General features: G+C 58.3%; 22 protein-coding genes and 1 pseudogene. 10 read left to right on the top strand and 13 right to left on the bottom strand.

The features are described 5' to 3' along the window. The first annotated feature begins 151 nt into the window (after positions 1-151). Both AT6N2_RS19255 and AT6N2_RS19250 read left to right on the top strand, forming a co-directional pair. Entirely contained in the window at positions 152-364 is a 213-nt protein-coding gene (locus AT6N2_RS19255) for a hypothetical protein (protein ID WP_209090808.1), read from the top strand. 401 nt (positions 365-765) lie between these two features. Further along, complete coding sequence (locus AT6N2_RS19250; protein ID WP_209090806.1) at positions 766-1968, top strand: low temperature requirement protein A; 1203 nt, start codon at positions 766-768, stop codon at positions 1966-1968. Between the two features lie 53 nt (positions 1969-2021). Here the strand turns inward: AT6N2_RS19250 and AT6N2_RS19245 are convergent. Together AT6N2_RS19245 and AT6N2_RS19240 are read right to left on the bottom strand one after the other, a co-directional pair. Then, a pseudogene (locus AT6N2_RS19245) lies at positions 2022-2408 on the bottom strand (ABC transporter permease); the annotation flags it as partial. Position 2409: 1 nt separating this feature from the next. Next, positions 2410-5559, bottom strand: a complete 3150-nt coding sequence (locus AT6N2_RS19240; RefSeq protein WP_209091918.1) for a hybrid sensor histidine kinase/response regulator — start codon at positions 5557-5559, stop codon at positions 2410-2412. 156 nt (positions 5560-5715) lie between these two features. On the opposite strand from AT6N2_RS19240, the gene AT6N2_RS19235 reads away from it, so the two are divergent. Continuing rightward, on the top strand, positions 5716-6723 hold the full coding sequence (locus tag AT6N2_RS19235; protein ID WP_209090805.1) for a sensor histidine kinase: 1008 nt from the start codon (positions 5716-5718) through the stop codon (positions 6721-6723). A gap of 173 nt (positions 6724-6896) precedes the next feature. Next, positions 6897-7193 carry a cupin domain-containing protein gene (locus tag AT6N2_RS19230; protein WP_209090804.1) on the top strand — a complete coding sequence of 99 codons (297 nt, stop codon included), beginning with the start codon at positions 6897-6899 and terminating at the stop codon, positions 7191-7193. Between the two features lie 197 nt (positions 7194-7390). Here the strand turns inward: AT6N2_RS19230 and AT6N2_RS19225 are convergent, their stop codons facing one another. Both AT6N2_RS19225 and AT6N2_RS19220 read right to left on the bottom strand, forming a co-directional pair. Further along, the gene (locus AT6N2_RS19225) at positions 7391-8644 is read right to left on the bottom strand and encodes an arsenic transporter (protein WP_209090803.1); all 1254 of its coding nucleotides are present in this window, start codon (positions 8642-8644) and stop codon (positions 7391-7393) included. 418 nt (positions 8645-9062) lie between these two features. Next, positions 9063-9959 (bottom strand): LysR family transcriptional regulator, encoded by an 897-nt coding sequence (locus tag AT6N2_RS19220; protein ID WP_063947634.1) that lies wholly within the window; start codon positions 9957-9959, stop codon positions 9063-9065. A 130-nt stretch (positions 9960-10089) separates the two neighbouring features. On the opposite strand from AT6N2_RS19220, the gene AT6N2_RS19215 reads away from it, so the two are divergent. Both AT6N2_RS19215 and AT6N2_RS19210 read left to right on the top strand, forming a co-directional pair. Continuing rightward, positions 10090-10419, top strand: a complete 330-nt coding sequence (locus tag AT6N2_RS19215; protein ID WP_209090802.1) for a nuclear transport factor 2 family protein — start codon at positions 10090-10092, stop codon at positions 10417-10419. Next, entirely contained in the window at positions 10416-11195 is a 780-nt protein-coding gene (locus AT6N2_RS19210; protein WP_144579003.1) for an SDR family oxidoreductase, read from the top strand. The genes AT6N2_RS19215 and AT6N2_RS19210 overlap by 4 nt, the downstream gene beginning before the upstream one ends. Positions 11196-11215: 20 nt before the next feature. Here the strand turns inward: AT6N2_RS19210 and AT6N2_RS19205 are convergent, their stop codons facing one another. After that, positions 11216-11683, bottom strand: a complete 468-nt coding sequence (locus AT6N2_RS19205) for a MarR family winged helix-turn-helix transcriptional regulator (protein WP_144579002.1) — start codon at positions 11681-11683, stop codon at positions 11216-11218. Between the two features lie 142 nt (positions 11684-11825). Here AT6N2_RS19205 and AT6N2_RS19200 point away from each other — a divergent pair, with 142 nt between their 5' ends. Beyond that, positions 11826-12620 carry an alpha/beta fold hydrolase gene (locus tag AT6N2_RS19200; protein WP_209090801.1) on the top strand — a complete coding sequence of 265 codons (795 nt, stop codon included), beginning with the start codon at positions 11826-11828 and terminating at the stop codon, positions 12618-12620. A gap of 137 nt (positions 12621-12757) precedes the next feature. Here the strand turns inward: AT6N2_RS19200 and AT6N2_RS19195 are convergent, their stop codons facing one another. The 3 genes from AT6N2_RS19195 to AT6N2_RS19185 all read right to left on the bottom strand — a co-directional run bounded on the left by AT6N2_RS19195 (position 12758) and on the right by AT6N2_RS19185 (position 15050). Next, complete coding sequence (locus tag AT6N2_RS19195; protein ID WP_209090800.1) at positions 12758-13513, bottom strand: amino acid ABC transporter ATP-binding protein; 756 nt, start codon at positions 13511-13513, stop codon at positions 12758-12760. Beyond that, entirely contained in the window at positions 13510-14190 is a 681-nt protein-coding gene (locus AT6N2_RS19190; protein ID WP_209090798.1) for an amino acid ABC transporter permease, read from the bottom strand. The genes AT6N2_RS19195 and AT6N2_RS19190 overlap by 4 nt, the downstream gene beginning before the upstream one ends. Before the next feature lie 86 nt (positions 14191-14276). Then, complete coding sequence (locus AT6N2_RS19185; protein WP_209090797.1) at positions 14277-15050, bottom strand: amino acid ABC transporter substrate-binding protein; 774 nt, start codon at positions 15048-15050, stop codon at positions 14277-14279. Positions 15051-15267: 217 nt separating this feature from the next. Here AT6N2_RS19185 and AT6N2_RS19180 point away from each other — a divergent pair, with 217 nt between their 5' ends. Next, the gene (locus AT6N2_RS19180; RefSeq protein WP_209090796.1) at positions 15268-17109 is read left to right on the top strand and encodes a PAS domain-containing sensor histidine kinase; all 1842 of its coding nucleotides are present in this window, start codon (positions 15268-15270) and stop codon (positions 17107-17109) included. A 112-nt stretch (positions 17110-17221) separates the two neighbouring features. Here AT6N2_RS19180 and AT6N2_RS19175 read toward each other — a convergent pair whose 3' ends face one another. From AT6N2_RS19175 to AT6N2_RS19155, 5 genes are all read right to left on the bottom strand, one after another. Further along, a complete protein-coding gene (locus tag AT6N2_RS19175; protein WP_209090795.1) occupies positions 17222-18007 on the bottom strand; it encodes an SDR family oxidoreductase in 786 nt (261 codons plus the stop codon). A 24-nt stretch (positions 18008-18031) separates the two neighbouring features. Continuing rightward, positions 18032-18991 (bottom strand): sugar-binding transcriptional regulator, encoded by a 960-nt coding sequence (locus AT6N2_RS19170; RefSeq protein ID WP_063947625.1) that lies wholly within the window; start codon positions 18989-18991, stop codon positions 18032-18034. 20 nt (positions 18992-19011) lie between these two features. Beyond that, the gene (locus AT6N2_RS19165; protein ID WP_209090794.1) at positions 19012-20481 is read right to left on the bottom strand and encodes an FGGY family carbohydrate kinase; all 1470 of its coding nucleotides are present in this window, start codon (positions 20479-20481) and stop codon (positions 19012-19014) included. Between the two features lie 121 nt (positions 20482-20602). Beyond that, positions 20603-21559: a transketolase family protein gene (locus AT6N2_RS19160; protein WP_209090793.1), complete on the bottom strand. Its 957-nt coding sequence runs from the start codon at positions 21557-21559 to the stop codon at positions 20603-20605. Further along, complete coding sequence (locus AT6N2_RS19155; protein WP_209090792.1) at positions 21559-22368, bottom strand: transketolase; 810 nt, start codon at positions 22366-22368, stop codon at positions 21559-21561. Before AT6N2_RS19155 ends, AT6N2_RS19160 begins: the two co-directional genes overlap by 1 nt. Positions 22369-22809: 441 nt before the next feature. On the opposite strand from AT6N2_RS19155, the gene AT6N2_RS19150 reads away from it, so the two are divergent. Together AT6N2_RS19150 and AT6N2_RS19145 are read left to right on the top strand one after the other, a co-directional pair. Further along, the gene (locus AT6N2_RS19150; protein WP_065655910.1) at positions 22810-23790 is read left to right on the top strand and encodes an ABC transporter permease; all 981 of its coding nucleotides are present in this window, start codon (positions 22810-22812) and stop codon (positions 23788-23790) included. A gap of 132 nt (positions 23791-23922) precedes the next feature. Then, a complete protein-coding gene (locus AT6N2_RS19145; RefSeq protein WP_209090791.1) occupies positions 23923-24852 on the top strand; it encodes a sugar ABC transporter substrate-binding protein in 930 nt (309 codons plus the stop codon). The last annotated feature ends 111 nt before the right edge of the window (positions 24853-24963 follow it).

Below are 24963 nucleotides of genomic sequence, written 5' to 3'. Positions count from 1 at the left end.
GTTAGGAGTTGAAACAACCGCGTCGGTTCTCGCGAATAGCTAGCGGCGGGCACCATGCCATATCTTCCTTAAGGCAGCGAAAGGGACATCCGGCTGAACCTTCTGCGCCGTGCCGCGTTGTCCAGCTATCACTTACTGGGTGGCTATGATCATGATGTTTCCAGATGACATTGAATTGGCTGTTGCCGTCTATATGGCCGACCACGCGCTGCCACAGGACAAGGCGATCGAGACTCTTTTGAGAGCCGAATTACAACGCAGTGGCCATCTGCCCGGTGGGGCGGGTCGCCCGCGTGAAATCGTTGATGGGCAACCGAGTGCCGACTACGTTCAGTATAGTTCGTACCTCGAGGAAGACAGCTGAAGACCTACGGAACAAAAGCGATCTGAGGCTGTTTAAGGCGCAAACAATATTGCCAGGATACGCCCGATGCCTCAAAGAATAGTTCTCGTTACAGCCGCCTTTTCCATAATGATGATTCTGCCCGCGCTGGCGCAATCCTTTGATGTGAGCGCTCTTGAAGTTCGAAAGCCAGAGCGCCCGCTATCGGCACCACAGATCACATCCCCGAACTACATTACCGACGTCACGGGAAAGAAAGTTAGACTTGTCGGCCCACGATTTTACCCAGATAACGCTCGCGCCCTCGATTTTCCCGGTCGAAAGGCGGACCCTGTTGTAGCGAGCGGTGAAGGCGTATTATCGCAGCGTTAAACCATCGCAAGAACGAAGGCTATTTGTTCAACGTCTGAGGCGGGAACGGAATGAAGGGCAGGGGCGGAGATGATCGCGTGCGCAAAGCGCATCCAGAAAGCTGGGTCAGACAGGAAGGGCAGGATGCGGAAAAGGCCAGTTTTCCCGAACTGTTCTTTGATCTCGTTTTCGTCTTTGCGCTGATCCAGCTTTCTCACGCGCTCGCAGAGGATTTCGGACCAACGGCAGCACTTGAAGCTGTCATCCTGATATTGTCCCTATGGTGGCTTTGGATCCATACAACGTGGATCACGAACCTTCTGAACACAGAAAAGGAGCCTGTCAGGCTGCTGCTGTTCTTCCTGATGTTCGGCGGCGTGATGCTTGCCATTGCGCTGCCAGAGGCCTTTGCCGAACAGGGGCTCATATTCGCGCTGATTTACAGCGTGATGCAGGTCGGGAGAAGCCTTTTTACGCTTTTCGCTTTCAAGGCTGAGGATCGGCAGTCCTTGCTGATATTCGTGCGGGTCACGATCTGGCTCGTCATATCCAGCCTGTTCTGGCTTGCTGGCGGTTTGGTCGATCTCTCCGATCGTATCCTCTTGTGGAGCATCGCGCTCGCGATCGAATATGCGGGGCCCGCCTGCCGTTACGTCGTGCCAGGCATGGCGAAGAGTGATGAAGACAGGCTGCACCTTTCAGGCGAACATCTAGCCGAGCGATGCGCACTCTTCGTCATCATATGCCTTGGCGAAACGATCCTCACCACTGGGCGCACAGCCACGGAATACATGAATTCCGGCCTGACGTTCTTGGTTTTTTGCTCGGCCTTCGTCAGCACCGTGGCCATGTGGTGGATATATTTCCATCACGGGCAGGAGGAGGCTTCCAAGAAGGCCGAAAGTGCCGACGAAAAGGCAAAGATCGCCCATAACCTCTTCAATTATGGGCACCTGCCTATCGTTGCCGGCATCATCCTGACGGCGGTGGGAGAGGATTTCAGCCTCTCGCATGCCCATGACGGCGCGACGTTTCGTGAAGCGATTGCCATTCTCGGCGGCCCTATCCTTTTTCTGGCCGGCAACATCGGCGTCAAGACCGCGGCCGCCTATCAAAGGCCGGTTTCGCATTTTGTCGGGGTTGCGGCGCTGTGTCTCTTATTGCCGGTGCCGGGTATCCCTCTCTTTGCGCTTCAGGTCGCGAGCACGGCAATTCTACTGCTTGTGGCGCTTTGGGAATATCTTGCGCTGCAACGGGCAGTCACCAATGCCTGATGGCGGGAGAGGCATGGCCAGCTTGCGCCCCGGTTTGCGCAATCATCGTGTCGAGATGTGGCCCCGAGAAACCGCCGAAGATCGCCGAAGCGTGCGATCAGTCCGAAGGCGATGGCGGCGGTTGCAACGAAGAGCACCGTTACGGACGCCATGGCTGGGGGTATATCCGTAGCGCGAGGCGTTGCATATCTTGATTGGCAGCATTTCCATCGCAAGGCCGACGGTCATGGAAGCGCCGATATTTTCGTTGAGCGACAGCACGAAGGCAAAGGCGTATCCGGAGATGATGTCGGGCGTGATGAACGGCACGACGTTGGTGCGAAAAACCATCCGGTCATCCGCATCCATCGTGGCGGCTGCCTCCGTCAATGAGCGACCGTTGGAAAGCCGAGCGAAAGTGTCACGAGCAGCAGGGTGACAGAGATGATCGCATGGCTAACATTACACCGTCGCGTCGCTCTCACCCAGCACCTTACGCAATCCTTCAATGGTGAAGGGCTTGGATAACTGATGTGCATCTGCAATGCCCGACGCTGTCTTGGCGCTGTCGTCGCCGCTTGCAAACACGATCCGCACGTCTGGCCAGCGTTCCCGCACCTGTCTTGCGAGTTCTATTCCAGACATGCCGGGCAGGCCGACATCTGTAAGCAACGTGTCGATCCTGTTTGTCTCGAGTACGCCAAGGGCATGTTCCGCCGAGTTTGCCTCATGCGCCGTGTGGCCCAGTTCCTCTACCATGTCGACCGTCGACATCAGGATGAGCGGCTCATCCTCCACGATAAGAACATGCGACACCGTTGGGCCGCTTTCAAGCTGTTTCCTTTCCTGTTCCTGATCCGCCACCGGCTCGGATGCAGTCGCCAGCCCCTGACGCTCCATCCGTTGCAGGGCAATCCTTTGTTGCTGCGCGTTGTTTAGAACGTGGCGGACTTTACGGGCCAGTGCCTCTCGGGTGTAGGGTTTGGACAGCAAATCAACACCAGCGTCGAGGCGACCGCCGTGAACGATCGAGTTTTCAGTGTAACCCGAGGTAAACAACACAGCGATCCCGGGAAACTGAGCCTTGGCCTTCCTCGCAAGCTCCGTGCTGCGCATCGGGCCCGGCATGACGACGTCAGTAAACAGCAGGTCGATCTGGACACCACTGCTGACGATGGCGAACGCGGACTGTGCATCGTGCGCCTTGAGGACGCGGTAACCGAGGTCAGTCAGCAGTGCGACCGATGTTTCCCTCACGCCGTCATCGTCCTCGACCACAAGAACAGTTTCCGTGCCGCCCGTCACGGGAATGGCCTTTTGATCGCTCAGGCTGTCTGCGGCCTGCATCGTGCGCGGCATATAAAGCTTCATGGTGGTCCCATGCCCCACTTCGCTATAAATTTTGAGGTTGCCTCCGGACTGCTTGAGGAAACCGTAAACCATCGACAGACCGAGGCCGCTTCCCTTGCCATCTGTTTTGGTGCTGAAGAACGGTTCAAGGACATGCTCGATGATATCGGGCGATATTCCTGAGCCCGTGTCGGTCACCGCGACGAGCACATATTGCCCTGGGCGGACATCGTCGTGGGAAAGGGCGTAATCGTCGTCGAGGACCGCATTTCCGGTCTCGATGGTCAATCGCCCGCGACCTTCCATCGCGTCCCTCGAATTGATTGCGAGGTTCAGGATGGCGTTTTCCAACTGACTTGGATCGATCAGCGTATTCCAAAGGCCGCCGGAAACAACGGTTTCGAGTTCGACCTCTTCGCCCAGCGCCCGGCGCAGCATGTCGTCCATATTCTGGATGAGCTTCCGGACATTGACGACTTTCGGCTCTAGCGGCTGACGTCGGCCGAAGGCCAAAAGCTGCGATGCCAGCTTTGCGCCGCGGGCGACACCGGCGAGCGCGTTTTGAAGGCGTTGTTCTGCCCGACTGTTGCCGTCGATGTCCTTGGCGAGAAGCTGCAGGTTGCCGCTCACAACCTGAAGAAGATTGTTAAAGTCGTGAGCCACGCCGCCAGTCAGGTTGCCCAGCGCTTCCATTTTTTGCGCCTGCCTCAAAGCGATCTGTGCGGTTTCGCGCTCGATCGTTTCTTTCTCAAGCTCCAGAAGTGCGGTTCTCAGCTCGAGAGTGCGCTGCTCGACTTTTTCTTCAAGGGTGTGGTTGAGGCTCTGAAGCTGATCCTCAGCCCGCTTCTGGTCCGTGACATCAAAACCATCCACGAAAATCCCGGTCAGCGATCCGTTGAGGTCAAAGATTGGCTGATAGATCAGATGCACGAAGCGCTGGTCGGGTTGCTTTTTGCCATTCCGCTCCAGAAATACCGGTACATAGCGGCCTATATAGGGTTTGCCCGATTGGAAAACGTCGTCTAGCAATTCGAAGAAACCCTGTCCGGCGATCTCGGGAAGGGCTTCTCTGACGCTGAGGCCGACGAGCTTGCGGTGACCGACAAGTTGCATGTAGGCATCGTTAACCAGCTCGAAAGTGTGTTCAGGCCCGCTGAGGATGCACATGAAACTTGGGGCCTGCTGGAACAGGGCCCGCATCCGGTCCCGCTCGGCGGTCCGAAGTTCCACTTCTGATGAGAGTTGACGGTTGAGATGCTCAAGCGCGAGCGCTGCTTTTTCCCGGATTGCGGCAGCCTCTGCCAGTGCCGCTGCCCGTCGACGCTCTGTTTCGAACGCTTCCGCGCTCGCCAATCGCGACGTGATCTGGCCGGCAATCAATTTAAGGAAATCGAGGTAATCGTCGCTGACCGCCCGATGTGCATTCAGCCCGCTGATCAAAACGCCCTTGGGTTGGTCGCTTGCTTGCCCGACCAGAGGAATGACCGCAGCCTGAGACGGGGCTTTCGGCCAGGGGCCTGAGGGCACGACTTCAGAAGCGGCCAAACTTACCAGTTCCACATCCTGCTTTTGCCAGGCGCGCTCAAGGTTCCAGATTCCCGCACCGCGGGTTATAGTTACTGGCAACAAGACGTCGTCTTCGGCTGCACCACACACCCACCGGCGCTTCGCATTGCCTTTGTCGTCAAAAACGTAAAGTGCGCAGAAGGGAAGATCCTGCGGGTTTTCTTTAAGTGCTTCACGTGACGCGTTGAAGACGTCGACCTCGGTGTCTGCCACGGCAAGGCCAGACGCCAGAGTGCGCATGGTTGCCAGTCGGCGCTCGCTGATGACGCGCTCGGTTTCTTCCGTGACCGCGCAGAAAACGCCCTCGACCTTGCCGCTATCTCCGATCAGCGGACTGTACGAGAAGGTGTGATACGTCTCCTCCGGGTACCCGTCGCGTTCGAGCAACAGGAGTAACGCCCGGTCCCATGTCGCCTCTCCGCTTGAGTAAACGGTTTCCAGGCGGCCTTTGATATCACTCCAGATTTCAGACCATAATACCTTCGTCGGCACAGCAAGCGCGTTGGGGTGCTTGTTGCCCAATGTCGGACGATAGGCGTCGTTATAAAAAAATGCGATGTCTGGACCCCAGCCGAGCCACATTTCGAATTTCGAGGTGAGCAGCAGCCGGATCGCGACCTTCAGCGCTTGCGGCCATTCGTCCGGGCAACCGAGCGAACTATTCGTCCAATCATGGCGCCGCATCATCTGCGCCATTTCCCCTTCACCGACAAATATGTCCCGATATCGGTCCGAAACCAACGCCATTCCACTTCCATCCCAATAAAGCAGATCCTACCTAGATCATTGATAACGCTTCGCTGGCCAGCTAGTTCTAGATCGACTGCAGTTTTTGTATAGGGCGGGAGACATTTGAAATTGAGCAAACGAACGTCGCAACCCGAATGGAGTACAGAGGAACTCAGGCGCGCCATCCGGTCGGCCGGAGTGGCACTCTGGACCTGGATTGTCGATGACGACACGTTTGTAATGGATGCCAAGGCTTACGAACTCTGGGACATTCCCAGCGAGACGAACCTCACCTTCGAGCATCTTTCCGCAAAAGTCCATCCCGCCGACCGGGACCGCGTCAGAGCGGCGTTCGTCGCAACCCGCGCGATTGATGGGCCGTTTGAAATCGATTTCCGTATTCTGACGAACGCTTCCGACGTTCGTTGGATTTCTGCCCGAGGTCAGGGCAACGAGGGAGATGCCGCAACCGAAAAAATGACAGGGATCTTCCTCGACGTCACGGGCCGCAAGCAGGCGGAGGAAGGCCATGAGCTCCTGGCAGGCGAGATGAGCCATCGCGTCAAAAATATTCTGGCTCTGGCGTCCGGATTGACAAACATCACCTCGCGGACCACCGAGACGAAAGAGGAAATGGCGAAGCAGTTGACTCAGCGGCTCACGGCCCTCGGCCGTGCACACGAACTGGTCCGCCCGCTGCCGGATGGTCAAGGGAGGGCGGCGCTGCTCGGAGACCTCTTTGCGGTGCTCCTCGCCCCTTACGACGATGTCGGCGCTTTTGCCGGTCGCATCCGCGTCGCTGTTCCGCGCATGGGTCTGGGAGAGAAGGCCGCAACCAGTCTGGCCCTCGTGATCCACGAACTGGCGACGAATTCGCTGAAATACGGTGCCTTGTCCAATGATGCGGGGCTGCTCGATATCTCCGGCTCCATCATTGAAGACGAGGTTGAAATTGTCTGGAGCGAAAACGGAGGCGAGGCCGCCCCGTCGCCGAGATCGGCAGACGGTTACGGGAGCAAGTTGTTGCACCGGACAATCTCCGGACAACTCGGTGGCTCCATCGACTATAACTGGGTCGAAGGCGGCGTCGTCGTGACACTGAGGATGAAAGAAAGCCATCTTTCCGGCTGAAGAGCGAGCTTTCAGATTGCTACAGCGACAACGCGGGGGCTGCCGGATCGATCCTGATCGGATCGCAGGCTATGCGTCGCTCAGAACGCCCTCAAAACCGGTCGTCTTCCTTCAGGCTGTTTGAAAACAGGGACCTTCGCCCTATATCCGCCTCTTCAGACAGGAGGTCATCGATGAAGGTACAAAAGTTCAGTGTTTCGGATGCCAAGCTGGCCAAGTCACCTGGGCAGGATGCCGAAATTTACGTCGGAAACCTCGTGGATGAAAATCATGGCGGCCCGGTCACCATAGGCTACGGTCGATACGCGCCCGGCCAGTCTCTGACCGAGACGATGGCAGTGCACGACACGATGATCGTTCTTGAGGGAAGCCTTTCCGTGTCAACGAGCGATGGCACGGTGACCGCGGGACCTGGAGACATCGTGTACATGCCGAAGGGCCAGTCCGTCACGATCACCACCCAGGGTTAGGGCGCTCTCACAGCCTATGTCACCTATCCGCATTGGGCGCAATTCCACAAGGGCTGAACGGGAGCCAGACGCCCTGTCGCCGGGCACGGCCGTTCCACCCGTCTCTGGAGCAGTCGGAAACGAAACTCGAAACGTGTTTCGTCATTCGACAAACGTGCCGCTTTCTCAAACACAGCAAACACATTCGAGAACGACGATCACAAGCACAATACCAGGAGCGAGGCGAGCAAGGCCGGTGTCATGACGACGACGCCGATCTTTAAGAAGTCGAGCGCGCTGACGTAAATCCCCTCGCGTCTGAGTGCTGTCAGCCACAGGATCGTTGCAAGCGACCCGGTGACCGATAGGTTTGGGCCGAGATCCACCCCGATCAGAACGGCAGCCGTGACGCGGTCGGACACCTGTGCGGCCTGGACCGCGCTTGCGGCGAAAAGACCAGCAGGCAGGTTGTTGACCAGGTTGGAGAACAGGGCGACGGAGATTCCGCCGATGCCGATGGCCTGGGTCTCGGAGTGCTCGCTGATTGCCTTGAGATGCTCGGCGATGAGGCTGGTCACGCCCGTGTGATTGACGGCTTCGACGATGACGAACAGGCCAGCCACGAGCGGCAGAACCGCCCAGCTGACATCCTTGATGATCTCGATCGGGCTCTGTCGCATGATTGCCAGGACCGCGATGCTGGTGAGGGCGCCGGCGAGGAAGGTCGGCAGGCCAAGGTCAATGTGCATTGCCGAGGCGGAGATGAGAACGGCAGCCGTTGCCAGCAGGCCAACGCCGGCGAGTTTGGCCGGTAAGCTCAGCACGGGCCGTTCGACCTTATCAGCGACAGTATCGCTGGCCAGCACGCGCCGCTGGCTCCAATACAGGGCGATGAACGTAACGACGATTGCGGCGATCGATGGGCCAAGAAAAGTGCCCAGCCATCTCGAAAGAGGCGGCATCTCGCCTCCGGCGAAGATAACGAGGTTGGCAGGATTGGAGATCGGCAGCACGAAACTCGCGGCATTGGCGATGAAGGCGCAGATGTAGAGATAGGGAAGCGGGTCCTTCACCTTCGCGGCGCGGCAGCCGGCGTAAACGGCGGGGGTCAGGACGACCGCGGTGGCATCATTCGACAGAAGGGCGGTCACCACCACGCCGACGAGATAGATCATGACGAACAGACGTCGTGGCGATCCTTTTGCGTAGGAGACGGCGATAGCCGCGACCCAATCGAACAGGCCTTCGCGACGGGCGAGTTCGGAAAGCAACATCATGCCGATGAGGAACAGATAGACATCAAAACCCTTGGCAATACCGGACCAGACCTCTGCCGGCGTCAGGATGCCGAGCGCGAGGATCAGCACCGCACCGGCGACCGCCCAAATGGCCTCTGGCCAACGGAAGGGCCGGAGAACGACGCCTGCCGCGGTCGCTATCGCAATCGCAGACGTGTAATATACTGGATTCATGGCTGACCTTGTTGTCGGTTGAAAGGTTAAGCAGGCGTCAGGCTAGGCTCTATTTGGTTCGTGGCCCTTAAGACTGCGCAATTTGTCGAAAAGCAGATAGGTTACTGGAACCCTATAATAGGTCAGCGGTTGACTGACCAGTAGTCTGCCGACGATTGTGTCGGCAAGCGGTCACAGCAACCAGACGTCCGATCCGCGACCGGTCGTGCCTTCGGCGCACAAGCGGGAATAGGGCGGCCTACAGTGGTTGATCCCGAACAGCATCACCGCTTCGCGTCGCCCAATCGCCTCCCGTTTCGCGGCGCAAGACCAGAGGATCGCCCTTTCAAAACCTGAACGCAGTCAGGTTTTTTCTCGTCTGGATCGGGTGGCGGCGTCTTCAAGATCTAGGGCAGAAACAAGATTGCTGATCCAGCCGCTAGCCGTTGGAAAAATTGCGGGCGGCCTTGATGAACGCCGTGAAGGCCGCGGGGGGATTCTTCCTGCCAGGATAATACAAGGCAAGCGGAGCCAAAGGGGGCGTCCAGTCCTCAAGAACACGCACCAGCCTGCCGGCTGCAATGTCATCACGAACATCCGGCTCCATCACATAGCCGATACCGACACCGTTCTGCGCGGCTATTCTGACCAAGCTCGGTTCATCGAGCGTTATCGAACCCTTCACATCGATCTGGACCTGGTTTCCATCTTTCTCAAACTTCCACCGAAACAGGGCCTGGTTTGGGAGCCGGGCGCGGATGCACCTGAAGCGATAAAGGTCGTTCGGCACCGTCGGTCGGCCATGCGTGCTTAGAAATGCCGGTGAAGCCACCACGGCATTGCTGCGCTTGAGGCCAAGCGGGATGGCGATCATGTCGCTCGGAACCAAATCCGCCGGCCTTAGACCGAGATCGAAGCCGCCCGCTACGATGTCGACCAGCCGGCCTTCTGTTACCAGATCGATATGCACCTGGGGATAACGCTGCAAAAACGAGATGATGAGCGGGGCCATGACCTCCCGTGCTGCCGAGGCGAATGCGTTGATCCGCAACGTGCCCGTCGGGATTTCCTGAAGCGATTGAGCCGCAGTCATCGCATCGTGAATATCGATCATGGCCGGACCAACACGCTCGACAAAAGCTCGCCCTGCATCGGTGAGGGATACGCTTCGCGTCGTACGGTTGAAAAGGCGAATGCCAAGCCGTTGCTCCAGCTTTGCGATGGCATTGCTGAGCGCTGTCGTCGACATTCCGAGCTCCAGCGCTGCGCCCCGAAACGAACCAAGGCGCGCTATGGCAAGAACGGCATCGATGTCCACGAGAACGGACCGGGTCATTATCCCTCTTTTCGCAACGCCTCATCCTAATTAGTCCCGCTTATCGCGTCAATTGTCCTGATCTACCTTAGCGACATGCGACGGTTATGGTCGCTCCACGCCACAGCGGCTCAAACAAGATGAGGATAAAATGACGGTCAAATTACCAAAGGGCATCGAAGCCTATTTCGAAGCGGACCGAACTGGCAGTGCGGAAGCCATCGCAGCCACTTTCACAGAAGACGGTGTGGTGAAGGATAAGGGTAAGACCCACAAGGGAAAGAAGGCAATCCACGACTGGATGGCTAATGAGGCCCAGCAGTATAGCTACACGGTTGAGCCGTTTTTGATCACCACTGAAAACGGCAAAACCCTGGTAACGGCGCACACGGCCGGCGACTTTCCCGGCAGTCCCATCGACCTGCGTTTCATCTTCGTGCTCTCGGGCGACAAGGTTGCTGAACTGGAGATCACCATATGACCGGCTTTCTTACTCTTGAGGGTCGTCGTGCTCTCATCACCGGTGGTACTTCGGGTGCCGGTGCGGCAACGGTCTCGTTGTTCAAGGCGCTCGGCGCCCGGGTGCTAACAACGGCGCGCAAAAAACCGGTGGATTTTTCCGGCGCGGCGTTCGTTGAAGCAGACCTCACCACCGTGGATGGCGTCCGGACAGTGGTAAACGCTGTCCATGAGGAGCTTGGCGGGCTGGATATCCTCGTAAACGTGCTGGGTGGGTCTTCTGCCCCTTCTGGCGGCTTTGCCACGCTGACCGACGAAGAGTGGGAAAAGGAGTTCAACCTCAACTTCTTTCCGGCTGTTCGGCTTGATCGCGCTCTCCTTCCCGGCCTGATCGCGCAGGGAAGCGGGGTCGTCATTCACGTGACGTCGATCCAGCGGATCCTCCCGCTGCACCAGGCGACAACGGGCTACGCCTCGGCGAAGGGTGCGCTCAATACATACAGCAAGAGCCTCTCCAAGGAGGTCTCTCCCAAGGGTGTGCGGGTCGTGCGGGTTTCTCCCGGCTGGATCGCCGATCCGGGCACAAACGGTCTTGCCCTCCGTATAGCCGAGGAGGCCGGCATCAGTTACGACGAAGCGGTGCAGGCTATCATGGACTCACTGGGCGGCATACCGCTGGGCCGGCCAGCCAAGCCGGAAGAAGTCGCCGACCTGATCGCCTTCCTTGCGTCAGACCGAGCGTCGTCGATTACCGGGACGGAGCACGTCATCGACGGCGGTACCGTTCCGACCGCCTGATGGGTTAGATCCGTTGCAGATCAGGCGGGTGGCGCCCATCCGCCGATCTGTGAATAGATCGCATCCCGCAGATGTCGCACGTCCTTGTTCAGGGCCGCGAGTTCGGGAGGCGTTTGGGTTGACGCTGCAAGCAGAGCGTCGCTGAGGCAACCCGCTTTGTGCTGCATGGCGCGTCCCTGATCCGTCAATGTTACCAAAACTTGACGTTCGTTGCTCAGGTTGCGTTCCCGACGCACATGTCCAGCAGCTTCGAGACGCTTTAACAGTGGCGTGAGCGTACTGGATTCAAGAGCAAGCTGGTCCGCGATGGACACAACGCTTTGCTTGTCTTCTGCCCAGAGAACGTTGAGGACGAGATATTGCGGATAGGTTAGCCCAAGTTCATCAAGGAGGGGCTTGTAAGCCCGCTGGATGGCGATGCCGGCGGTATAAATCGCGTAGCAAAGTTGGTCTTGCAGCGGCGGCGGATCGTTGCGTGGTTCGGTCATCTTCAACTCCTGAAGACTCTCATATAATCCATGTTACCGCAAAAACCAATATCGCGATAAGAATCTTGTTGACGAATGATCTTTCCTCTGTCAGTAAACAATTATCGCAATAACATTTATCGCAAAATATGAGGAAAGAGCCATGACCAGAAAAACAGTCTCCGCCATCTCGGCAATCGCAGCTGCTTTCACATTAACCGCAACAATGTCTGCGAACGCCGCCGACAACACCGTTTCGAAAGATCAGTCAGTGCGAAACGTCGTGCTTGTCCATGGCGCCTTTGCAGATGGTTCGGGCTGGAAGGGGGTCTATGACAATCTCACGAAACGCGGTTACCGCGTTACGATCGTGCAAAATCCGCTGACGTCGCTTGCCGATGATGTTGCCGCCACAAAGCGCGCGCTCGAAAGGCAGGATGGTCCGGTCATTCTGGTTGGGCATTCGTGGGGCGGCACCGTGATCACGGAAGCGGGCATCGATGACAAGGTCAAAGGCCTCGTTTATGTCTCTGCCCTGTCTCCGGACGCCGGCGAGACGACGGCCCAGCAATATGATGGATTTGCCCCTGCATCGGAGTTTGTCATCGAAACCACGAAAGACGGGTTCGGCTATGTCAGTCCTGATAAATTCAAGGCAGGCTTCGCACACGATGTCAGTGACGAAGATGTCGCTTTCATGCGGGATGCGCAGGTCCCGATCAATATGTCCGCATTTGGCACAAAACTGGAAAATGCCGCCTGGCGTACCCGCCCAAGCTGGGCCGTTATTGCCACCGAAGACAAGGCTTTCGACCAGGCGATGTTGATCCATATGGCAGAGCGCATCAAGGCCAAGATCACCAAAGTGTCGGCAAGCCACGCCTTGTTCATGACGCAGCCAGCAGTCATCGCCGATACAATCGATCTCGCCGCCCGCACCGTATCAGCGAATAAGTAATGATCGGGAAGACGATGTCTTCCAGTGATCCGACGTCGCGCTATCTCATTAGAGGCGCGACGTCTTCTCAGCGGTTCGGTGCTTGCCCATTGGCGTTGGCGTCATTAATTCCAGGGGCTGATTGGGTGGCCTAAAGATCAAAGCGCTTGAGCAGCACTGATTGACGAAACGAACTGTCGTGTGCGCTCATTGCGGGGTGAACGGAAGATCGTTTCAGGCTCGCCCGTTTCGACGACCTTGCCGGCCTCAAGGAACACGACCTGGTTCGAAACCTGCGAAGCCAGCCTGAGATCGTGTGTCGCCATTACCATCGTCGTGCCTTCCCTTGCCAGTTGACCGAGGACATCGACCACCTCCGCAGCGAGCTCCGGATCGAGTGCGGATGTCGGCTCGTCGCAGAGCAGCACCTGAGGCGAAGGGGCGAGCGCCCTTGCAATCGCGATACGCTGTTGTTGACCGCCGGAAAGATTGGCCGGCCAGGCATCCGCCTTGTGCGCCATTCCGACTTTTTGCAGCAACTCCATCGCCCGTGCTGCAGCTTTCTCTTTCGTCCATCTTTGGACGACAAGAAGACCTTCCATGACGTTCTCAATCGCCGTTCTGTGAGGAAACAGCTGAAAGTTCTGGAAGACCATACCGGTTTGTCTGCGGATTTTCGGAATGTCCTGCCAACGGGCTTTGCGCCCCGGGTGAAACTCCACGGTGTCTGAGCCAACCCTGACAGAACCGGACGTGGGTTGCTCGAGCAGGTTGATGCAGCGCAGCAGCGTGCTCTTGCCACCCCCTGAGGGTCCGACAAGGGCCGTAACGCTTCCCTCGGGGAACGTCAGGGAGACGTCCTTGAGGATAATCGCTTCCCCGAAACGTTTTTCGATATTGCGAAGTTCGATCATCGGCTCGACTCCATCTGCCCACCATAGCGTGAGAACCTCACCTCCAGCCGTGATTGCAGGGCCGATAGCACGGAACTCAGCACCAGATACATCAGCGCGGCCTGAATATAGAGAATGAGCGGCTCGTAGGTGGTCGCGACAATGCGTTGCGCTGCCTGAAACAACTCCGGAACCGTGATCGCCGCTGCAAGCGACGTATCCTTCACGAGTGAAATAAAGGTATTCGACAGCGGCGGTACCGATACCCTCGCGGCTTGCGGCAGGATGGTCCGGCGCATGGCCTGTTGCCAGTTCATTCCGGTGGAATAGGCCGCCTCCCATTGGCCCTTGGGAACGGATGTGATCGCCGCGCGGATGATCTCGGACGTATAGGCGCCGACATTGAGGGTGAACCCGATCAAGGCCGCCGGAAAGGCGTCAAGAAGCACGCCGATGCTCGGGAGTCCGTAAAATATGACGAAAAGTTGCACCAGAAGCGGCGTGCCTCGGATGATCCAGACGTAAAACCGCGCGAGCGCCGAAATCGGGGCAGGACCGAATAATCTTGCAACGGCAGTCAACAAACCCAGGGTCAGGCCAAGCGCAAATGAAAGCAGCGTGAGCGGGATGGTGAATCGGATGCCCGCCCACAACAGGGTGGGAAGCGAATCCAACATCAACTGGAGCCAGTGGGGCAATGCACACCTCTAAAACAAAGCCGCCCGACGTAGACGCCGGACGACCAATTGGACTTGGCTGCGCGGGTTACCGCAGGATGACAGGTTTATTTGGACACGTCCTGTCCAAAATACTTGTCTGAAATCGTCTTGTATGTGCCGTCTGCCTTTATCTCAGTGAGCGCCTTGTTGATGGAGGCGACGAGATCGTCGTCGCCCTTGCGGACGATAATGCCCGAATAATCGGCATCCGGCTTTTCGGCGACGATCTTCACGGGAGCATCAGGCTGATGCTTCTTGAAGTCCAGGAAAGACAGGCTGTCATTCACGGTTGCGTCTGCACGCCGTGTAAGCACCAGCTGGATCGACTGGTCGAACCCGTCGGTCCCAACAAGCTCAGCGCCGGCTGCCTCGGCAAGCTTGCCGAAGTTGCTCGTCAGCGACTGTGCGGACTTCTTCCCCTTCAGATCTTCGAAGCCCTTGATGTCTGTGTTGCCGTCGCGAACGATCAGAACGGCCTTCGAGGCAATATAGGGCTCGGAGAAAGCGTATTTCTGCTTGCGCGCCTCGGTGATTCCGACCTGGTTGATGACCGCGTCGTAACGCTTTGCATCGAGACCTGCGATCAGTCCGTCCCATTTTCCTTCGATGAATTCGGCTTTCACCCCAAGCTTCTTCGCGACGGCCTCGCCGATTTCGACGTCGAAGCCCACAAGCTTGTTGGAACCATCATGAAAGGTAAACGGCGCGTAGGTGCCTTCCGTACCGATCTTGATAACACCGGCCGACTTGATTTGATCGAGGTTCTCTCCTGCCATCGACGGCGAAAAAGCAAGCGCCTGAAGTGCTGCCGCCGTTGCGATAATTTTGGTCCAGCCCATGTCCGAGTTCCTTTAGAGGATTGCGATTGTCGATGCATATAGGGCGGGGTTCGTCCTTTCGCACGATAAACAAAAGCAAAAAATCGATCCTCGTTAGAATACTTTTCTCAAGACTGCCGAACATCAACGCCCCCTCCTGAGACGCTACGCCGCGCAGAGCGGTGTTTCGGCTTGTCCACGGCCCAAACTTCGATAAAAGTTTCATTCTGTCGAATTCATGGTGGAGACTGTTGTCCTGGACAAGGTGAACGATCGCGCAATCGCATCTCCCGTAGCCGACCTCCTGAACATGGTGGACTGGGCGTCGAGTCCGCTTGGGCCAAGATCCGAATGGCCCGCATCTCTACAGTCCGCCGTGAACATCATGCTTCCATCCCAGGCGCAGATCGTTTTGTTCTGGGGAAGCGAGTTTGTGGCGCTCTATAACGACGTGTACGCGCCAACGATAGGTTACAAGCATCCTCACGCCCTGGGCAGACCGGCCCGGGAATACTGGAGCGAGCTTTGGGACGATCTCGAGCCGCTTTTGAAGCGCGTTCTTGAGAATGGTGAAACTGTTGCTGCCAAGGACAGGCCCTTTTATATCGAGAGACATGGTTACCCCGAGACCGTCTATTTCGACATCTCCTACTCTCCGGTGGCGGATGAGAGCGGTGTCGTGCGGGGCGTGTTCTGCATCGTCAACGAAACGACCGAGCGCGTGAAGGCAGATGCCGATTTGCGTGAGAGCGAGGAGCGTCTGAGAGCTATATTCGCGCAGTCGGCCGCGGGCATAGCGCTCGGCGACCTCAGCGGAACGTTGATCAGCGTAAACGACCACTTCTGTCGGATCGTGGGGCGAACCCGGGATGAACTGGTCGGCATGCGAATGCAGGACTTAACATTTGCCGATGACCTGCCCGAGAACCAGCGCCTCTTCCGGCATTTGGTCGAGACCGGCGAAAGTTTCGAGATTGAAAAACGCTACGTGCGTGGCGATGGCAGTCTCGTTTGGGTTTCGAACGCGGTTTCCGCGATCCGGGACGACAAGGGAAACATGTCGCAGGCCGTTGCGATATCCATCGATATCGGCGAGCGACGACGTGCTCAGGACATTGAAAGGCATCTCGCGTCGATGATCGCGTCTTCCAACGACGCAATCCTAGGTATTGACCTCGACATGAAGATCACTAGCTGGAACGCAGCCGCGGAGAAGCTCTACGGATACTCCGAGGAAGAGGCGGTCGGCCAGACGATCCTCATGCTGGTACCGGATGAGCGGCGAGACGAAGAGCCGTCGATCCTCACGCAGATAAAGGCGGGACGGATCGTAGAACCTTACGAAACGCAGCGCCAGCGCAAGGACGGTCAACTTGTGGAGGTTCTTCTCAGCGTGTCGCCTATCTGCGATGCGAACGGAAATGTAATTGGGGCCTCTAAGACCGCACAGGATATCACGGCCCGCAAGGATGCTGAGCGGCTGAGATCAATCCTCGTCAACGAACTCCATCATCGCGTCAAAAACATCCTTGCGACGGTGATTGCGATTGCAAGACAGACGATTGGCCGGGACAAGGCAAACCACGAAGATGTGGAAGGATTTACGAACAGGTTGAGCTCGCTCAGCAGAGCGCAGGACCTTCTGGTTCATGCCGATTGGCAGCAAGCAGATTTAAGAGCGATCGTACAGCAGGCCCTGTCCCCATATCCCGCCGACGCCTTCGCGGTTTCCGGCCCAAGCGTCTTTCTGCCACCAAAGGCAGTTGTATCACTTTCGCTTGCGCTTCACGAGCTGGCGACGAATGCAGCCAAATATGGTGCGCTGTCCGTCCTGGGAGGTCAGGTATCGATCTCGTGGAAGTTCGAGCGGGTTGGAGACGATCGACTGACGATAATATGGGAAGAGCGCGGAGGACCGGAGGTGATGCCCCCCGCGCGCAAAGGTTTCGGATCAACGCTGGTTGAAAGGTTGCTGGCAGCTGAACTGAAAGGACAAACCAAATTCTCTTATGAAAAAAGCGGTGTGATCTGCGTGATTGAAACCGAGATGTCCAAGCTTGCTGATGATGCGACGGAGTGAAGCTGAGCGATAGGGGTCTCGAAAAGGCCCGCTGTACGCAGCGACGTTAAAGCCCGCTCCCGCTCAAAACACTGCTATTTGCGGGATCCGGGCTTTTGGGTCTCACCGGGCCCTAAGACATGATCAAGCCGCCATCAACGTTGATTGTCTGGCCGGTGATATAGGCGGCGTCGTTGGAGGCCAGAAACGCCACAAGGGCGGCCACCTCGGCAGGCGTCCCCGCACGGCGCATAGGGATGTTGCGAACCCATTCAGCCATGAGTTCGCCTGGCTTGTAATCGCCGAGCATTTGACCCCAGACGCGATCGTTATAGTCCCACATTTCGGTGTGAATGATGCCGGGGCAAATAGCGTTGACGGTGATACCTTCCGGCGCCAACTCCTTGGCAAGGCTTTGCGTCAGGCCGACGACGCCAAACTTCGAGGCGGCGTAATGCGGGGTATAGATGAAGCCCTGACGTGCTTGACCGGACGCGGTGTTGACGAGGCGGCCTTTTGTGCCGCTTGCGCGGAAGCGGCGGATCGCCTCCTGGCAGCAGAGGAACGCGCCTTTGGTGTTCACATCAAGATTAAAATCCCACTGTTCCTGCGTCAGGTCTTCGATCTTTGAAATCGTGATGACGCCGGCATTCTGGACCGAGACGGAAAGGGGGCCGATCGCCTCTTCTGCGGCACCATAGGCGTCACGCACGGCTGCGGCGTCACGCACGTCGAGGATGACGCCATGGGTCAAGGCGCCGGTTTCGTCCGCGAGTTTTTTCGCGGCATCCTGCGTGTCCCTGTCGACAGAGGCGATGGCGACCTTCGCGCCTTCCTCGGCAAAACGGCGGGCTATGCCGTAACCGATGCCCTTGTTGCCGCCGGTCACGAATACGGATTGACCTTCAAAGCGCCTCATGTCTCCTCCTTTATGGGATTTTGGCTATGTTTCCTGGCCGACCAATCGTTCGGCGGTGAATTTGTCGGTGACGAGGACGTCGATCACACCGGTTCTGAGCGCACCGGCAATCGCCTCGGTCTTTTTTGAACCGCCGGCCAGCGCAATGACGCGGTCGACATTGGAGAGGTTCTCCAGCGGCAGGCCGATGACCCGGTCGTCGAGCGGCGTTTTGACCGGCTTGCCGTCCTTGTCAAAGAACCGAAGCGATATGTCGCCCACCGCACCTGCCTGCGCGAGATCGGCGAGTTCCTTGGCGGAAAAGATGTTCCCCGAACGGGCGAGAAGCTCCGACGGCTCGACCGCACCGATGCCGACGACGGCGAGGGTGATCGACCCGAAGAGATCGATGGTTTCGCGCACGAAGGGATCGGCGAGCATCAGGAGCTTTGCTTCCCGCGAGGTGGCGACGCCGGGTACTGGCAACAGTTTTGGTTCCGCCTCAGTCAGCCGCGCGAGACGCGTGGTGATCTGGGTCGCGTGCGTCTGCACGGAGGGATCGCCCATGCCGCCCAGTGTCTGGACGATGTAGCGCGCCTTGGCGCCTTTCAGCGGATGGATGTTTTCCACCATCTTGAAGATCGTCTGGCTCCAGCTGGAAACACCGATGATCTCGTTCTGCGACAGCGTCACCTCGAGGAAATGCGCCGCTGCCTCGCCGATCCGGGCCATGATCGCGCCGTCTCGATCCTCGCTGCAGTCAACGACAATGGCTTCCGGCAGGTCGAAACGTTCGCGCAGCTGCGCTTCCAGATCGCTATAGGTGCCGGGGGGCGGAATGATGCTCGTGCGGACGATGCCTTCCGCCTCTGCACGCTTCAGCATACGCGAGACGGTGGCCTGCGACAGGTTGAGATGCTGCGCGATTTCAGCCTGCCTCTTGTGCTCGCTGAAATACATCTGCGCCACACGGGAAATCATTCGAAGTTCGTTTAGCCTGCCCATGAGCCCTCCAGGGTGAATTTTTATTCACCATTACTCGAGGTTACAGGCAAGGTCGAGCGGGCAATCGCGTCGCGCCAGACGCTGAGCCGCTGGCTGTTTTCGCTGGCGGACGGCGCGATGGTGTTGCCGTTGCTGTTCAACGCCGCAACGGAATCGAGATCGCTCCAGACACCCAGGGCGAGGCCGGCGAGATAGGCGGCACCCAGCGCCGAGGCTTCCGGCGCGTCGCGTTGGATGACGGGGTGTTCCAGCATGTCGGCGACGCATTGCATCAGGAAACGGTTCTGGCTCGGTCCACCATCCACAAACAGCCGTCCGAAGCCGGAAGGCGATTGCGCGCGCATGGCCGCAAAGACATCATGGACCTGAAAGGCAATGGAGTCGGTGACGGCGCGGGCCATCTGGGCGCGGGTGGTGCTGAAATTGATCTGCGAGAACAGCGCGCGGGCGTTTGTATCCCAATAGGGCGCGCCAAGGCCGACGAAGGCGGGCACGAAGCCGGGACCATTTGCCTCTGCTGTTGCGGCAAGTTCCACCAGCGCGGCGACATCCGGCAATCCGAGAATGTCCGTCATCCACGGCAGGGAAGCTGCCGAAACGAGAATATTGCCCTCGAAGGCGAAGGTCGGTTTGCCGCTGAGCCGCCATGCAACGGTGGTCGTGATGCCACGTTCAGGTGCAATGAAATGCGGCAGGGTGGTCATCACAGATGAGCCGGTGCCGAAAGTGACCTTACCATCGCCGGGGTTGAAGGCGCCGTGGCCGAAGAGGGCTGCGTGGCTGTCACCGATGGCGGCGAGGATCGGTGTGCCGTCCTTGATGCCGGGAACGCCTGATGTAGTGCCAAAATCGCCGCTGCTGTCGCGCAGGTCCGGTAGGGTGTTGATATCGATGCCGAAGAGGTCGCAAAGCTCCTCGCTCCAGACTTGCTGGTTTAGATCGAGTACCTGGCTTCGGGCGGCATTGGAGGCGTCACAGGCATGGACCTTGCCGCCCGTCAGGCAATGGATGAGCCAACTATCGATGGTGCCGAGGCGAAGCTTGCGTCCCTTTGGCGCACGCTCAAGAAGCCAGCGCATTTTCGCACCGGGAAACATCGGATCGATCGGTAGGCCAGTCAGCGCCATGACGCGCTCTGAATGGCCCTTTTCGATGAGTTCGGCGCAGTCCTGCGACGTTCGGCGGCATTGCCAGCTCAAGACTGGACCAAGCGGTTGGCCGGTCTCGCCATCCCAGATGGTCACGGATTCGCGCTGGTTGGAAATTGAGATAGCCGCCACGTCGGTAGTAGAGGGTGCAGCACCAAGGCAGGCAGAGATCGCTTCGCGGACAGATGCCCAGATGCGGTTCGGATCCTGCTCTACCCAGCCGGGCTGCGGATAGGTGATGCCGACCGGCGACGATCCCCGCGCAAGAAGCTCGCCGGTTTCCGAAACAAGAATGGCCTTGGAATTGGTCGTGCCCTGATCAATGGACAGAATAGCGCGCATCACTGTGTTCTCTCGTCTGCGGCTGATATTTTCACACGGTGTTCTTTGTTTAAGAAGCTGCGTGTGTACTAAAAGAAGTCGCCGCGTATCCGAAGACACGCGACGACCCTGGGAGGAGACCTTATTTTCTCTTGATCAGCGCTACGGCAGCATCCGCAATGGCCGCAGGCGCCATCCCAAACTCATCGAGCAGCCATTCGGCCGAACCCGTGTGGGCGAAGACGCCGGGAACGCCCAGACGCTTCATCGGCACCGGCGCCTGATCGACCACGACTTCGGCAACCGCTGAGCCGAGACCACCGAAGATCGAATGTTCCTCGGCCGTCAAAATCGCACCGGTATCCTTCGCGGCGGAGACGATCGCTGCCTCATCGATAGGACGCACGGTTGCCATGTTCAGCACGCGTGCCTTGATGCCCCGGCCAGCGAGAATATCAGCGGCCTTGACGATGCGGTGCGTCAGCGTGCCGTTGGCAATCAGCGTCAGGTCGGAACCTTCGCGCAGCAGGTTGGCGCGGCCGAGTTCGAAGACATGGCCTTCCGGCAGCAGATCAGGCACGCCGACGCGCGACAGGCGCAGGAAGCAGGGGCCGGCATAGTCTGCCGCCCATTTGACGGCGGCGGCCGTTTCGATGCGGTCGCAGGGGGCGATGACCGGAAGGTTGGGCAGAACGCGGGTCCAGGCGAAATCCTCGATGGAGTGATGCGTCGGGCCGAGTTCGCCATAGGCCATGCCCGACGAAATGCCGATCAGCTTCACATTGGCGTTGGAATAGGCAAGATCTGCCTTGATCTGTTCCAGCGCGCGGCCGGTCAAGAAGCAGGATGCTCCACAGACGAAAGGCAGCTGACCGCCATTGGCAAGACCCGCGCCGACGCCAACCATGTTCTGTTCGGCGATGCCAACATTGACGAGGCGCTCGGGGAATTTCGACTTGAAGCCGCCGAGCTTCGAGGAACCGACGGAATCGTTGCAGACGGCGACGACCCTGTCATTGCCGGCGGCCAGCGCTTCCAGTGTCTCGGCGAAAGCGTCGCGGCAGTCATAAAGCTTGGCGGCGGTTACGGGCGCGTTCATTACAATGTCTCCGAAAGTTCTTTGACGGCGATTTCATATTGGTCCCTGCTCGGAACCTTGTGGTGCCAGTCGACGCGGTCCTGCATGAAGGAAATGCCGTGACCCTTGTTGGTGTGGGCGACGATGCAATGCGGGCGGTCGCCGCGATGTTCCAGCGCCGGCACGACTTCCGCCATGGCGTTGCCATTGATTTCGCTGACTTCCCAGCCGAAAGCCTCGAGCTTCGGGCGAAGCGGCGCGATATCGTTGGTTTCCGAAAGAGCCGCACCCTGCTGGAAGCGGTTGTGATCGACGATCAGCGTCAGATTGTTGAGGCCGAATTGCGCAGCCGACATGATGGCCTCCCAGTTGGAGCCTTCCTGCATCTCGCCGTCGCCCGTCATGACATAGGTATGGTAATCCGCGCCGGAAAGCTTGGCCGCCTTGGCCATGCCGACGGCAACAGGCAGTCCGTGACCGAGCGGGCCGGTATTTGTTTCCACACCCGGCACCTTGTTACAGTTCGGATGGCCGTTAAGGCGCGAATTCGGCTGCAGGAAAGTCGAGATTTCCTCTTCCGGGATGAAGCCGCGCTTGGCGAGCGTCACATAAAGCGCGCAGGCCGTATGGCCCTTGGAAAGCACGAAACGGTCGCGGGCAGGGTTCTTCGGATCATCCGGCCAGATGCGCAGGACTCGGAAATAAAGGGCCGTCATGATGTCGATAGCGGACATTTCACCGCCGACATGGCCCGCACCCGCTTCGAAAACAGCCTGTACGTCGCGAAGGCGAATCTGGCGCGCAATGCGCTCTAGCTCCTGGGACTGCATGGAATCCTCTTCAAAACATGCGTGTGAATATTTATACAGCTATTTATATAATTGCAGAGATAGCGTTTCTGTCAAGCCGGAATTGTGGATTCTCTTGTTTCAAAACGTGCTGGTTATTTCTGCCGCTACATTCGCTTTCACGGTGAAGAGCATCTCCGTAGCCCTCATTCCTGTGCTTGTCGCAGGAATCCGGTCAGCCCAAGTCCTTGGGCTGAAGGGGCTCTTCGCGCCGTGCAGACGCGCGTCGACGCGATTCCTGTGACGAGCACAGGAATGAGGAGAGAGGCGGCAGATTGAAAGTCTCCTGTCCTTGTTCACGGTAGGCCTCGTCATTAACGCCCTATTGACAAGCTTCTCGAAACTGGCTTATGCATGTTTCACCGATGATGAATAATTATTCTAATCGGTTTAAAAAATGCAAGACAGTCACCGGGAGGAGCCATGTCCGCGATTGAACGCAATGAGGGGGTCACGCACACTAGGAGCCCGCTTGCCTGGTTGAGCGGAGCGACGGGCCCTCTTTTGGGCCTGCTGCTGCTTTGCGTGTTTCTGACCTTTGCCAGCGAAAACTTTCTTTCGCTTCGAAACGGTCTCAACATTCTCGACCAGATCACCGTTCTCGGCATCATGGCCGTCGGCATGACCTTCGTGATCCTGCTTGGCGGCATCGATCTGTCTGTCGGCTCGGTTTTGGCGCTGTCGATGATGATTATGGGCTGGACGGCCAATGTCGCGGGCATGCCGATGGGCATGGCCATCGTCCTGGCGTTGATTGCCTCTGCCGCCTGCGGCCTTGTTGTGGGAATTCTCGTCACCGCCTTCCGTGTCCCCGCCTTCATCGCCACGCTGGCAATGATGTCGGTGGCGCGCGGTCTCGCTAACATGATCACCGATGGTCAACAGATCGTCGGCTTCCCCGACTGGTTTATGATGCTGGCAATCGACCGCCATTTCGGCGTGCTGACAGCGACCGTGCTGTTGATGCTGGTGGTCGTTCTCGTCTCCTGGCTGTTCCTGCGTTTCCGCTCCGAAGGCCGGACCGTCTATGCGGTTGGCGGTAATCCGGAAGTGGCCCGTCTTGCCGGTATCAACGTGCCGCTGGTGACGATCTGTGTTTATGTCGCCTGCGCGGTTCTTGCCGGTCTCGCCGGCATCGTTCTTGCGGCGCGCCTCGACTCGGTTCAGCCCTCGAGCGGCTTCGGTTACGAGCTGGATACGATTGCTGCCGTGGTCATCGGTGGAACCTCACTCTCGGGCGGTGCAGGCGGCATCGGCGGAACGCTGATCGGCGTGCTGATCATCGGCGTGCTGCGCAACGGCCTCAACCTGCTCAACGTCTCTCCCTTTTTGCAGCAGGTCATCATCGGCGTGGTCATCGTGCTGGCCGTGGGCGCTGAAACATTGCGCCGCCGCAGAAGCTGAATTTGCCTGCGGATGGCGCTGGGCCGTCCGCGCAATAAACGACCCTCCCGGCAAGGGAGGCGTGAAAAACGGCCCGAGGGGAGGAGGTTCGATCTGCCCGAAGGTCAACAATCAACAAATGGAGGAATAATCATGAAATTTTCACGCATTCTGCTCACATCCGCCGCCCTTCTCGCCATGTCGCTCGGCCAGGCCAACGCCGCTGAAGTCAAGAAGATCGGTCTTGCCGTCGCCAATCTGCAGGCGAACTTCTTCAACCAGATCAAGCAGGCCGTCGAAGCCGAAGCCAAGACGCGCGGCATTGCAGTCGTGACCGTCGACGCCAAGGGTGACGGCCCGACGCAGGTCAACCAGATCCAGGATCTGTTGACACAGAACATCGATGCACTGATCTACATCCCTGCGGGTGCCGCCGCCGCGACTGTTCCGGTGAAGCTTGCCAAGGCCGCCGGCGTGCCGGTCATCAACATCGACCGCAATGCCGATGGCGCGCCGGGCGATACGTTCCTTGCCACCGATTCCGTCGCTTCCGCCAAGGCGGTTTGCGATTACATCATCAAGCAGGCAGGCGGCTCGGGCAAGATGGTCATCATCCACGGCCAGAAGGGCACGACGCCGGAAGTCGATCGTACCAAGGGCTGCATGGAATCGGTGAAGGCCAATTCCGGCGTGAAGATCGTTGCCGAACAGTGGTCCAACATGTGGAGCCAGGATGAAGGCTTCCAGATCATGCAGAACATGCTGCAGGCCAATCCGGATGTTTCCATCGTCTTTGCACAGGCCGACGGTCTGGCGCTTGGCGCGGCGCAGGCGATCAAGGTCGCCAATCCCTCGCAGCAGATCGTCGTTGGCGGCTTCGATGGCGATACGGCGGCGCTTGAGGCGCTGAAGAACGGCGTCTTCGACGTGACTGCGACGCAGCAGACCCAAAAGATGGGCCGCACCGCTGTGGAGATGGCTGTCAAGATCGTCGGCGGCGAAAAGGTTCCGGCTGTGCAGCTTTCCGATGCGACGCTGACCACCAAGGAAAATGTCGAAGGCTTCATCGCCAACCATCCCTGACGCATCCGCCCCGCGCGTCCGATGGGAGGCGCGGGGCTCTCATTGGTTTGTCTTTATGCAATTTGGACACAAGGTTGCGGTGTATCTTCGCCGCGATCGTCTCCTGGGAGG

This window comes from Agrobacterium tumefaciens (assembly GCF_017726655.1).
GTDB lineage: Bacteria > Pseudomonadota > Alphaproteobacteria > Rhizobiales > Rhizobiaceae > Agrobacterium > Agrobacterium tumefaciens_B.
This window is presented reverse-complemented; position numbering and strand designations above follow the sequence as displayed.